This is a genomic window from Micromonospora sp. URMC 105, assembly GCF_051386295.1.
Lineage (GTDB): Bacteria > Actinomycetota > Actinomycetes > Mycobacteriales > Micromonosporaceae > Micromonospora.
The window spans coordinates 18773-30955 of sequence record NZ_JBPQTL010000066.1; the positions used below are offsets into that span (position 1 = coordinate 18773).

General features: G+C 72.6%; 11 protein-coding genes. 8 read left to right on the forward strand and 3 right to left on the reverse strand.

Going from position 1 to position 12183, the window contains the following annotated elements; genetic code table 11:
• Positions 1-22 precede the first annotated feature (22 nt).
• On the forward strand, positions 23-907 hold the full coding sequence (locus tag ACSNN7_RS20140) for a hypothetical protein (protein WP_436682425.1): 885 nt from the start codon (positions 23-25) through the stop codon (positions 905-907).
• Between the two features lie 89 nt (positions 908-996).
• On the opposite strand, the gene ACSNN7_RS20145 is transcribed toward ACSNN7_RS20140, so the two are convergent.
• A complete protein-coding gene (locus tag ACSNN7_RS20145) occupies positions 997-1200 on the reverse strand; it encodes a cold-shock protein (RefSeq protein ID WP_088983014.1) in 204 nt (67 codons plus the stop codon).
• A gap of 184 nt (positions 1201-1384) precedes the next feature.
• Here ACSNN7_RS20145 and ACSNN7_RS20150 point away from each other — a divergent pair, with 184 nt between their 5' ends.
• Both ACSNN7_RS20150 and ACSNN7_RS20155 read left to right on the forward strand, forming a co-directional pair.
• Positions 1385-2068 carry a class I SAM-dependent methyltransferase gene (locus ACSNN7_RS20150; RefSeq protein ID WP_436682427.1) on the forward strand — a complete coding sequence of 228 codons (684 nt, stop codon included), beginning with the start codon at positions 1385-1387 and terminating at the stop codon, positions 2066-2068.
• 100 nt (positions 2069-2168) lie between these two features.
• Positions 2169-2792 (forward strand): DedA family protein, encoded by a 624-nt coding sequence (locus ACSNN7_RS20155; RefSeq protein ID WP_436682429.1) that lies wholly within the window; start codon positions 2169-2171, stop codon positions 2790-2792.
• A gap of 15 nt (positions 2793-2807) precedes the next feature.
• On the opposite strand, the gene ACSNN7_RS20160 is transcribed toward ACSNN7_RS20155, so the two are convergent.
• Complete coding sequence (locus tag ACSNN7_RS20160; protein ID WP_436682431.1) at positions 2808-3461, reverse strand: MBL fold metallo-hydrolase; 654 nt, start codon at positions 3459-3461, stop codon at positions 2808-2810.
• Positions 3462-3468: 7 nt separating this feature from the next.
• Entirely contained in the window at positions 3469-4185 is a 717-nt protein-coding gene (locus tag ACSNN7_RS20165) for a maleylpyruvate isomerase family mycothiol-dependent enzyme (protein WP_436682433.1), read from the reverse strand.
• Positions 4186-4364: 179 nt separating this feature from the next.
• Between ACSNN7_RS20165 and rsgA the strand changes: the two genes are divergently transcribed.
• The 5 genes from rsgA to ACSNN7_RS20190 form a co-directional block, all read left to right on the forward strand.
• Positions 4365-5444 carry a ribosome small subunit-dependent GTPase A gene (gene rsgA / locus ACSNN7_RS20170; RefSeq protein ID WP_436682434.1) on the forward strand — a complete coding sequence of 360 codons (1080 nt, stop codon included), beginning with the start codon at positions 4365-4367 and terminating at the stop codon, positions 5442-5444.
• 196 nt (positions 5445-5640) lie between these two features.
• On the forward strand, positions 5641-8586 hold the full coding sequence (uvrA, locus tag ACSNN7_RS20175; protein WP_436682435.1) for an excinuclease ABC subunit UvrA: 2946 nt from the start codon (positions 5641-5643) through the stop codon (positions 8584-8586).
• Between the two features lie 155 nt (positions 8587-8741).
• Complete coding sequence (locus ACSNN7_RS20180; RefSeq protein ID WP_436682436.1) at positions 8742-9227, forward strand: Rieske 2Fe-2S domain-containing protein; 486 nt, start codon at positions 8742-8744, stop codon at positions 9225-9227.
• 93 nt (positions 9228-9320) lie between these two features.
• Positions 9321-11261 (forward strand): excinuclease ABC subunit UvrC, encoded by a 1941-nt coding sequence (uvrC, locus tag ACSNN7_RS20185; protein ID WP_436682438.1) that lies wholly within the window; start codon positions 9321-9323, stop codon positions 11259-11261.
• Positions 11262-11848: 587 nt separating this feature from the next.
• On the forward strand, positions 11849-12183 hold a 335-nt coding region (locus ACSNN7_RS20190), incomplete at its 3' end, for a C39 family peptidase (protein ID WP_436682439.1).

A 12183-nucleotide genomic window follows, 5' to 3' on the forward strand; every position in this document is an offset into this window, starting at 1 on the left:
GACCCTACGGAAGGGGGATCCCATGACAACGGCTCCGGCCAATCTGCTGGCCGCCCGCCGCCTGCTGCTCGACAACCTCAACATCGACCGCAACACCGTTCGCGACGACGACCTCGAACCCGGTGAGGTGGGCATCGTCGGTGACTCGGCGCACCGCGGCGGCTACCACTGTGGCTCCGACCGGGTGGTGACCAACGACTACTCGGTGGTGGAGTCCAGCCGGGACTCCGCCGGACTGACCCTGTACGCGTCCGCGCTCGACGTGGGCATCTTCGAGGTGCGCTCCGGCGGCCGTACGCACAACCTCCGTACGTTCTCCACCTGGTGCGTCGCGCAGTGCGTGGCGAACACGGCGGACAGCCGCGACATACGCGAGATCATCTATTCATCGGACGGGCGGACCGTCCGACGGTGGGACCGGCTGGGCAGGCGCACCAGCGGTGACAGCTCGCACCTCTACCACACCCACTTCAGCTACTTCCGCGACTCGACGAAGGCGAACCGGGACCAGACCCCGCTGTTCCGGCGCTATCTCACCACCATCGGACTCCTGGAGGACGACGACATGACCCCCGAAGAGCACAACTGGCTCGAGACCGTGCACCGCAACCTGACCGTCCTGGACGGACGCAACCCGGTCGGTCAGATCTACACCCGGATGGCGATGGGCGAGGACCACACGGACCCCGCCTTCGTCGTCAACCACCCCACCCTGAAGTCGCTCGGCGCGCAGGTCACCGCCCTGCAGACGGCGCTGACCGCGCTCGCCAACAAAGACTTCACCGACGAGCCGGCGATCGTCCAGGGTGTCCTCGCCGGGCTCACCCCGGAGAAGATCGCCGCGGCGATCCCGCCGACCATGGCCAAACAGGTCGCCGACGAGATCGCCCGACGTATGGTCGCCTGACCAGTCCCGGCACCGGCCGGTTGCGGGCGGACCGGTCCGGGCACGCGCAGTGGCGGCGGCCGACCCCGACCGCCGCCACCGGCACGGAACTACAGCGGACGGACGTTGTCCGCCTGCGGACCCTTCTGCCCCTGGGTCACCTCGAACTCGACCTTCTGGCCCTCGTTCAACTCCCGGTAACCGCTGGTCGCGATCGCCGAGTAGTGGACGAAGACGTCCGGGCCTCCGCCGTCCTGCTCGATGAAGCCGAAGCCCTTTTCCGAGTTGAACCACTTGACCGTGCCGGTTGCCATGCATCTCTCCCTGTCCAAGACGGGTGAGCATCCGCGCGTCGGCGGATGATCGCCCTGTGCTTCCCCGACAGTAACCGGCGAACCGCCCGTTCGCTGGCTGAAGTGCCGCAAGGCGGCGAACGGAAATTCGCGAGTCGGAGGCGAAAGCAGCGCGGTACGCCGCCGACTCCGGCATGCTCGACCGGTGGGCGGACCCAGTACCAGGGCGTTGACCGTGCTGGAGCGCGAGATCGGCGCTCCCGGCGACGGGCTCGACCGGCTGCGGCTGGTGCCCACGCCGTTCGTGCCGGAGGTGTGGCTGCACCTCGCCGAGGACGCCATCGTCTGGTGGGCCCGGATGGAGGCGGCGGCCGGCCGTACCCTGCCACCGCCGTTCTGGGCGTCGGCCTGGGCCGGCGGGCAGGCGCTCGCCCGGCACCTGCTCGACCACCCCGAACTCGCCGCCGGACGCCGGGTGCTCGACCTGGCCGCCGGATCCGGGCTGGTCGCCATCGCCGCCGCGCTGACCGGTGCCGCCGAGGTCGTCGCCAACGACGTCGACCCGTGGGCGGTGGCCGCGGTGACGGTCAACGCCCGGGCCAACGGGGTGTCGGTCACCGCGGTCGAGGGCGACCTGCTCGACGGCGACGGCACCGGGGTGGACCTGCTGCTCGCCGGCGACGTGCTCTACGACGCGGAGCTGGCCGGGCGGGTGCTGCCGTTCCTGCGCCGGGCCGCCGCGGCCGGAGCGGTGGTGCTGGTCGGCGACCCCGACCGGGGACACCTGCCGGCCGAGGGGCTGGACGTCGTGGCCGCCTATCCGGTACCCACCACCGAGCCCTTCGTCGACTCGCCGGTCCGCCGGGTGCAGGTGCTCCGGCCGCGCTGAACCGGCGGCCGGCTCAGGGGTGACCCCGAGAGGGGGTTCAGGGCGGGGTGGGGGACCGGACCCGATGTGCCGCAGCGCCGCAGCCCATAGCGTCGGAGCCATGTTGGAATCGTTGGCCCAGGTCGGGGAGTTGCCCACCACCCTGCTGATGGGGGCGCTGGGCCTGGTCATGCTCGCCGACGCCGTACCGCTGCTCGGGGTGCTGGTCCCCGGCGACATCGCGATCCTCGCGGCGGTGGGCGTGGGCCGGCCCGCGACCGGCGCGGCCACCGTCGCTGCGGTGGTGGCCGGCTGCGTCGCCGGCTGGTCGCTGAGCTTCCTCGCCGGCCGGGTGTACGGCGAGCGGCTGCGGCACAGCCGGGTGGGCGGCTGGATCGGTGAAACGCGCTGGGCCGCGGCCGAGGGGATCCTGCGCTCCGGCGGCGGACGGATGGTGCTGGTCGCGCCCTTCCTGCCGGTGTTCAACGCGCTGCTGCCGCTGGCGGCGGGCGGGCTGCGGATGTCGTACCGGCGGTTCCTGGCCTGCGCGACGGCGGGCGCCGCGCTCTGGGCCGGTCTCTACCTGGCGCTGGGCACCGCGTCCCGGTCGCTGGCCGGGCTGCTGCCGGGGGAGGGCAGCCCGCTGCTCGTCACCATGGCGGTCGGCCTGGCGCTGGCCGGGGTGGTGCTGCTGGGCACCCGGCGCCGGCTGCGGGCCCTGGCCGGCGCCGGTCAGCCGGGCTGACCGGCGCCGTGCGGGTCACCAGCCGCGGGCGCGCCACTGCGGCAGCGACGGGCGCTCCGCGCCGAGGGTGCTGTCCTTGCCGTGCCCCGGGTAGAACCAGGTCTCGTCCGGCAGCCGGTCGAAGAGCTTCCGCTCCACGTCGTCGATGAGCTGGCCGAAGCGCTCCGGGTCCCGGTCGGTGTTGCCGACCCCGCCGGGGAAGAGGCTGTCCCCGGTGAACAGGTGCGGGGGGCCCGCCGGGTCCCGGTAGAGCAGCGCGATGGAACCCGGGGTGTGCCCCTTGACGTGGATCACCTCCAGGGCGCAGTCACCGACCGCCACGGTGTCGCCGTCGGTCAGCCGCTCCGCCTCGATCGGCAGGCCTTCGGCGTCGTCGGCGTGCACCAGCGCCCGCGCGCCGGTCTTCGCGGCGACCTCCTCCAGCGCCACCCAGTGGTCCATGTGCCGGTGGGTGGTGACCACCGCGGTCAGCCCGGCGTCGCCGACCAGGTCGAGCAGGCGCGGGGCCTCGTTCGCCGCGTCGATCAGCACCTGCTCGCCGGTACGGGTGCAGCGCAGCAGGTAGGCGTTGTTGTCCATCGGACCCACCGACAGCTTCGTGACGGTGAGCCGGTCCAGCTCCCGGACGGCGGGCGGGCCGCCGGCGGTGACGTCTCCGGTGTAGCTCATGACGTGTCTATATCCATTCCGGTGGTGTCGGCAGGGGTCCGTCGGGAGTGACGGTCAGCACGTCGCCGCGGCTGCGCCCGATCAGCCAGGCGGCCAGCTCGGCGGCCGGGCCGGTGATCAGCGGCGCGCCCTCGGGGTCGCCGAGGACCACCTCGTGCCGGCTGCCGTCGAAGCGCAGCACCATCGCCGGGACGTCGGTGCGGTCGGCCAGGTTGCCGCCCACCTCGTGCAGCAGGTGGTGGGCGAAGGCCAGCGGCCAGTCGGCCGCCCGGTAGCCCACGTCGAGGTCCACGTGGTGCACCTCGAGCTCGCGCAGCCGGCCCCAGACCAGCATGGCGGCCTTCCACGGGCCGGTCCGGGTCTGCACCGTGGCCGACCAGGCCTCGACCGGCATGACCGCGACCGCCTCGGCGAACCGCTCGGCGGAGCGGCGCAGGTCGTCCAGGTGGGCCGCCGGTGGCCGGGGCGCGCCGGCCTCGATGTCGGCGGTGCGGGCGTCCAGGCTGGCGTACATCGGGATGGGCTCGCCGGTGCGGGCGGCGGTGAGCAGGTTGACGAAGCCGTCGGCGTTGCGGGCCAGGTGCGCCAGGACGTGCCCGCGGCTCCAGCCCGGCAGCAGGGAGGGCGCCGCGACGTCCGCGTCGTCGAGAGCGGCCGCGGCGCGCAGGAGACGGGCCGTGGCGTCGTCCACCTCGCCGGTCAGCAAAAGCGGATCCGAGGTCACGCATCGACCCTAGCGGTAGGGAGGCGGCCCGTCGCCGGGGAAATCGCTTTCGGCGCGTCGCCGGGCCCCCTACCGTCGGCCTCGAACGCGGCACCGGGACGTCGGAGGCGAGGTGGTGACCATGCCGGGAGCAGCACGCGTGCACCGCCACAACCAGCTCCGACTCTGATGAGGATGCCATGACGATCGATCTCACCGCCCTCGGCTTCGATGCCGGCCGGGCGGCGTACGCACGGCGGCGCCCCGACCGCCGCCCGGGGCGGGTGGCCCGGGTCGACCGCGGGGTCTGCACCGTGCTCTGCGCGGAGGGACCCGTCCGCGCCAGTCTCGGCCCGGCGGTGCTCGCCGCCGCGGCCCGGGACCTGACCGCCCTGCCCTGCGCCGGTGACTGGGTGCTGCTGGCCACCTGGCCGGACGGGCCGGTCACCGTCGAGACCGTGCTGCCGCGCCGCACCGCCCTGGTGCGGCGGACCGCCGGCAAGGACGCCAGCGGGCAGGTGCTCGCCGCCAACCTGGACGCCGCCGCCGTCGTCGAGCCGGTGCACCCCGAGCCGGACGTCGCCCGGATCGAGCGGCTGCTCTCGTTGGCCCACGAGTCCGGGGCGCGGCCCGTGGTCGTGCTCACCAAGGTCGACCTGGCCGCCGACCCGGCGGCCGTCGCCCGGCAGCTCGCCGCCGTGGCCCCGGGGGTGCCCGTGCTGCCGGTGAGCGCCGAGCAGGGCACCGGGCTGGAGCCGCTGCGCCCGCTGGTCGCCCCGGGGCTGACCCTCGGCCTGCTCGGGCCGTCCGGGGCCGGCAAGTCGAGCCTGGTCAACGCCCTGGCGGGGGCCGCGGTCATGCCGACCCAGGCGATCCGCCGGGTGGACGGCAAGGGCCGGCACACCACCACCTGGCGGGCGCTGGTGCCGATTCCGGGCGGCGGCGCGGTGCTGGACACCCCGGGCGTACGGGCGGTGGGCCTGCTGGACGGCTCCGCCGGGCTGGACCGGGCCTTCGTCGACATCGCCGAGCTCGCCACCGGCTGCCGGTACGCCGACTGCGCGCACGAGGCCGAGCCGGGCTGTGCGGTGCGGGAGGCGCTGGAGACCGGGGAGCTGCCCGTGCGGCGCTGGGAGAGCTGGCGGCGGTTGCAGCGGGAGGTGGCGTACGAGAGCCGCCGCCGGGAGACCCGGCTGGCCGCCGAGCGCCGGGGCGGCTGGCGGGGCGGCCGCCGACGGACGGCGCGTCCGGCACCCCCGGCGTCGCCCGGCGGATTCTGAACCCGTCCCGAGGGCGCGGCGCCGGGCCGCGCCCTCGGCCTGACCGGTGTGAGCTGGGGGAATGTGCGGGCGCGGGAAGTTGTCGTACCTCGGGGCTAGAGTTGCCGAGGCGTCATTTCTGCGCCCGCAAACCGTTCAGAACACGCTCCGAGCGGACAGATCCGCTTCACTTTCTTCACCCGGGAGTACACGGACAGTGGCCGACCGACTGATCATCCGTGGCGCGCGCGAGCACAACCTGCGTGACGTCAGTCTCGACCTGCCCCGGGACGCCCTGATCGTCTTCACCGGGCTCTCCGGCTCAGGCAAGTCGAGCCTGGCCTTCGACACCATCTTCGCCGAGGGCCAGCGCCGGTACGTCGAGTCGCTGTCGTCGTACGCGCGGCAGTTCCTGGGCCAGATGGACAAGCCCGACGTCGACTTCATCGAGGGCCTGAGCCCGGCGGTCTCCATCGACCAGAAGTCCACCTCGCGCAACCCGCGCTCCACCGTCGGCACCATCACCGAGGTCTACGACTACCTCCGGCTGCTCTTCGCCCGCATCGGCGAGCCGCACTGCCCGGTCTGCGGCGAGCGGATCTCCCGGCAGACCCCCCAGCAGATCGTCGACCGGGTCCTCGGCATGGCCGAGGGCACCCGGTTCATGGTGCTCGCCCCGGTGGTGCGCGGCCGCAAGGGCGAGTACGTCGACCTCTTCGCCGAGCTCCAGGCCAAGGGCTACGCCCGGGCCCGGGTCGACGGCGTGGTGCACCCGCTGACCGAGCCGCCCAAGCTCAAGAAGCAGGAGAAGCACACCATCGAGGTGGTGATCGACCGGCTCAGCGTCAAGCCGAGCGCCAAGCAGCGGCTCACCGACTCGGTCGAGGCCGCCCTCGGCCTCTCCGGCGGGCTGGTGCTGCTGGACTTCGTCGACCTCGCCGAGGACGACCCGGACCGGGAGCGCCGCTACTCCGAGCACCTGGCCTGCCCCAACGACCACCCGCTGGCGATCGAGGACCTGGAGCCCCGGGTCTTCTCCTTCAACGCGCCGTACGGCGCCTGCCCGGAGTGCACCGGCCTGGGCACCAAGAAGGAGGTCGACCCCGAGCTGGTCGTCCCCGACCCGGAGCGCACCCTGCGCGACGGCGCGATCCAGCCCTGGGCCACCGGGCACAACCTCGAATACTTCCTGCGCCTGCTGGAGGCGCTCGGTGAGAGCCAGCACTTCGACATCGACACGCCCTGGCGGGCGCTGCCGTCGCGGGCGCAGAAGACGATCCTGCACGGCTCCGACGACCAGGTGCACGTGCGCTACCGCAACAAGTACGGCCGCGAGCGCTCCTACTACACCGGCTTCGAGGGCGTGGTGCAGTGGATCGAGCGCCGGCACACCGACACCGAGTCGGAGTGGTCGCGGGAGAAGTACGAGGGCTACATGCGCGACGTGCCCTGCGCGGCGTGCGGCGGCGCCCGGCTCAAGCCCGAGGTGCTGGCGGTCACCCTGGCCGGCAAGAGCATCGCCGAGGTCTGCAACCTCTCGGTGGGCGAGGCGGCCGAGCTGCTCGCCGGCATCGAGCTGACCGACCGGCAGAAGATGATCGCCGAGCGGGTGCTCAAGGAGATCAACGCCCGGCTGAAGTTCCTGCTCGACGTCGGTCTGGACTACCTCTCCCTGGACCGCGCCGCCGGCACCCTCTCCGGCGGCGAGGCGCAGCGCATCCGGCTCGCCACCCAGATCGGCTCCGGTCTGGTCGGCGTGCTCTACGTGCTCGACGAGCCCTCCATCGGCCTGCACCAGCGGGACAACCACCGGCTGATCGAGACCCTGCTGCGGCTGCGCGGCCTGGGTAACACGCTGATCGTGGTGGAACACGACGAGGACACCATCCGGGTCGCCGACTGGATCGTCGACATCGGCCCGGGCGCCGGCGAGCACGGCGGCGAGATCGTGCACAGCGGCTCGGTGCCGGCGCTGCTGGAGAACCCGCAGTCGGTCACCGGGGCGTACCTGTCGGGGCGCAAGTCGATCCCGACGCCGCGGCAGCGCCGCCCGCAGACCCCGGAGCGGGAGCTGGTGGTGCACGGCGCGCGGGAGCACAACCTGCGCAACCTCACCGTCTCCTTCCCGCTCGGCCAGCTGATCGCGGTCACCGGGGTCAGCGGCTCGGGCAAGTCGACCCTGGTCAACGACATCCTCTACGCGGTGCTGGCCAATCAGATCAACGGCGCCCGGCTGGTGCCGGGCCGGCACACCCGGGTCAGCGGCCTGGAGCACGTGGACAAGGTCGTCGGCGTCGACCAGTCGCCGATCGGCCGGACGCCGCGCTCCAACCCGGCCACCTACACCGGCGTCTGGGACCACGTCCGCAAGCTCTTCGCCGAGACCACCGAGGCCAAGGTCCGGGGGTACGGCCCGGGCCGGTTCTCGTTCAACGTCAAAGGCGGCCGCTGCGAGGCGTGCTCCGGCGACGGCACCATCAAGATCGAGATGAACTTCCTGCCGGACGTCTACGTCCCCTGCGAGGTCTGCAAGGGCGCCCGGTACAACCGGGAGACCCTGGAGGTGCACTACAAGGGCAAGACCGTCTCCGACGTGCTGGAGATGCCGATCGAGGAGGCGGCCGAGTTCTTCTCCGCCATCCCGGCCATCCACCGGCACCTGAAGACCCTGGTCGACGTCGGCCTGGGCTACGTCCGGCTCGGCCAGCCCGCGCCGACGCTCTCCGGCGGCGAGGCGCAGCGGGTCAAGCTCGCCTCCGAGCTGCAGAAGCGCTCCACCGGGCGGACGGTCTACGTGCTCGACGAGCCGACCACCGGCCTGCACTTCGAGGACATCCGCAAGCTGCTGATGGTGCTGGAGGGCCTGGTCGACAAGGGCAACACCGTGATCACCATCGAGCACAACCTCGACGTGATCAAGACGGCCGACTGGCTGATCGACATGGGGCCGGAGGGCGGCCACCGGGGCGGCACGGTGCTCGCCACCGGCACCCCGGAGGAGGTCGCCGAGGTGGCCGAGAGCCACACCGGCCAGTTCCTGCGCCAGGTGCTCAGGCTCGACGGCGAGGCCAAGGGCGCCAAGGCGGCCACCACCCGGGCGGCCAGGGCCAACGGCAGCGCCACGAAGTCGCGTACCCGCAAGGTGCCGGCCGGGGCGCGCTGAGCGACGGTACGGGCGGGCGGGTCGCCGACGGCGGCCCGCCCGTTCGGGTCTGCGCCGGTCGCTGGTCGACCGGGTGAACCGTCGGGCACAGTGTTGCGTGTGCCACGGTAGGCCGCGAGGCTGACGACCGGCGGCAGTCGAGAGAGAGGCCGGAGATGAGTGACGACCAGGTGTTGACCGGACCGGGTACGCAGACGCGACGGGCCCTGCTCGCGGGCGCCGGTGCGGTGGGGGCGTCGGTCCTGCTGACCGCCTGTGGGGGCGACGACTCCGGGGACGGGGCGACCAACGCGCCGACCAGCGGCGGACCGGGCGCCACCGCGGGCGACGCGGAGGGCGGCGACCGGGAGGGCTCGTCCTCCCTGGCGACGACCAGCGACATCCCGGTCGGCGGGGGCCAGGTCTTCGCGGCCCAGGGCGTGGTGATCACCCAGCCGGAGGCGGGACAGTTCAAGGGCTTCGACCCGATCTGCACCCACCAGAACTGCCCGGTGTCGAACGTCGACGGCGGCACCATCAACTGCACCTGCCACAACAGCAAGTTCTCCATCACCGACGGCTCGGTCAAGCAGGGCCCGGCGACCAAGCCCCTCGCCCCGAAGGCCCTCAAGGTCCAGGGCGACCAGATCAGCCTGGCCTGACCCCCTGACCCGTACCCCCGCCCTGGATCGAGGGGGCGGGGGTGGGCCCGCGGGTCGGGGGAGCCTGTCGGGGGTGCGGATTAGGCTTGACGGGTGGCTGACCCCTCGACCTACCGTCCCGCGCCCGGCACCATCCCGGAGTCACCGGGGGTCTACCGGTTCCGCGACGGCACCGGCCGGGTGATCTACGTCGGCAAGGCGAGGAGCCTGCGCAGCCGGCTCAACTCGTACTTCGCCGACCCGGTCAACCTGCACCAGCGCACCCGGCAGATGGTCTTCACCGCCGAGTCGGTGGACTGGATCACCGTCGCCACCGAGGTGGAGGCGCTCCAGCAGGAATACACCTGGATCAAGCAGTACGACCCCCGGTTCAACGTCCGCTACCGCGACGACAAGTCGTACCCGTACCTGGCGGTCACCCTCGACGAGGAGTACCCGCGCCTGCAGGTGATGCGCGGCGCCAAGCGCAAGGGGGTGCGCTACTTCGGGCCGTACTCGCACGCCTGGGCGATCCGCGAGACGCTCGACCTGCTGCTGCGCGTCTTCCCGGCGCGGACCTGCTCCTCCGGGGTGTTCAAGCGGGCCCGCCAGGTGGGCCGGCCCTGCCTGCTGGGTTACATCGGCAAGTGCTCCGCGCCCTGCGTGGGCAGCGTCTCCGCAGAGGAGCACCGCGACATCGTCGACGGCTTCTGCGACTTCATGGCCGGGCGCACCGACTCCATGGTCCGCCGGCTGGAACGCGAGATGACCGAGGCCAGCGAGCAGCTGGAGTTCGAGCGGGCCGCGCGGCTGCGCGACGACGTCGCCGCGCTGCGCCGGGCCATGGAGAAGCAGACCGTGGTGCTGGGCGACGGCACCGACGCCGACGTGGTGGCCTTCGCCGACGACCCGCTGGAAGCCGCCGTGCAGGTCTTCCACGTCCGGGACGGCCGGGTACGCGGCCAGCGCGGCTGGGTGGTGGAGAAGACCGAGGAGCTGAGCACCGGCGATCTGGTGCACCACTTCTGCACCCAGGTCTACGGCGGCGAGCAGGGCGAGGCGGACGTCCCCCGCGAGATGCTGGTCCCCGAGCTGCCCGCCGACGCCGAGGCGCTGGCCGACTGGCTCTCCAGCCACCGGGGCAGCCGGGTGTCGCTGCGGGTGCCGCAGCGCGGTGACAAGCGGGCGCTGCTGGAGACGGTCGAGCGCAACGCCAAGGACGCGCTCGCCCGGCACAAGCTGCGCCGGGCCGGCGACCTCACCACCCGCAGCAAGGCGCTCGACGAGATCACCGACGCGCTCGGCATGCGGACGTCCCCGCTGCGCATCGAGTGCTTCGACGTCTCCCAGATCCAGGGCACCGACGTGGTGGCCAGCATGGTCGTCTTCGAGGACGGCCTGCCCCGCAAGAGCGAGTACCGCCGCTTCATCGTCCGGGGCGCCACCGACGACCTCTCCGCGATGTCCGAGGTGCTGCGCCGCCGCTTCGCCCGCTACCTCGACGCCCGGGCCGAGAGCGGCGAGATCGGCGAGGAGACCGCCTCCGACCCCGACCGTCCCGGCATCGACCCGACCACCGGCCGGCCGCGCCGGTTCGCGTACCCGCCGCAGCTGGTGGTGGTCGACGGCGGTGCGCCGCAGGTGGCGGCGGCCGCGCAGGCGCTGGCCGAGCTGGGCATCGACGACGTGGCGCTCTGCGGGCTGGCGAAGCGGCTGGAGGAGGTCTGGCTGCCCGACGACGAGTTCCCGGTCATCCTCCCGCGCACCTCCGAGGGGCTCTACCTGCTGCAGCGGGTCCGCGACGAAGCGCACCGTTTCGCCATCACCTTCCACCGGCAACGCCGGTCGAAGCGGATGACCGAGTCGGCGCTGGACAACGTCCCCGGCCTCGGCGAGGTACGCCGCAAGGCGCTGCTGCGGCACTTCGGCTCGCTCAAGCGGCTCTCCGCCGCGACGGTGGAGGAGATCACCGAGGTGCCCGGGGTGGGGAAGCGGACCGCCGAGGCGATCCTCGCCGCCCTGGACGACGGCACCAAGGCCGGCCCCGCCAGCTGACCCTTCGTCGGCTTCCTGTCGGCCGACGGTCGTCTGAGGCCCGCCGTCCGGCAGGCGGCCGTCGGAGGCAATCTCTCCGGTGAGGCTGATGCCTCTGAGGCATTTTGATACCTCTGAGGTATCACGATGGTGGGGATCATCCTCCGCGCCGCGACACGCCGAACCGGCTCACCGGCCCGCGTGGGTCCGATTCCGGGTCCAGCGGTCGTCGCCCGGATGTCCGGTATGACCCGTGATGTCGTGAGGTCGGCGCCGGCCGGACGGTGGAATGGTCGGCGGGGCGGGGTCGTTGTAGATGGCAGACCGCCGTGGACCCCGGTCCGGACGGAAGTACGGGAGTACTGGGCCCGGCGGAATGCCGGCCCGCTCCGGTTGGTTACATCCCCGGCACCAGCTGAGCCGCCCCCGGGTCGAGGCTCGTGGAATGCGGTGCCTTCCGGGTTGGTTACATCCCCTGGACGTCCGAGCAGCGCCGCCCCTGTGTGTGGCCGCCGGACAGATCCCTCTTCTTTGACTTTCCCTTTCACGCGTGGTGCCGTCCCCCGGCGGTGTCGTGCGTGCCCCCTTGATCGAAAGGTGCACCCCTGATGCGTACCGATCTGATCCGTAAGACCGTTCTTTCTGTTGCCGGTGTCGCCGCGACCGCCGGCGGGATCGCCGCCCCGGCGCTGGCCGCCCACGCCGCCCCCACCCCGCAGAGCGCCGTTTCGGTGCAGACCGAGCGGAGCGGCGACCGTAAGCCCGCCGGTGAGCGGGAGCTCAACGTGCGCTACCAGGCCCAGCCGAACTTCTACTACTGCGGCCCCGCCGCGACCCGCAACGCCCTGTCCGTGCAGGGCAAGGAGATCGACGTCGACGCCATGGCCAAGCAGATGGGCACCACCGAGGCCGGCACCGACAGCATCAACGACATCACCCCGGT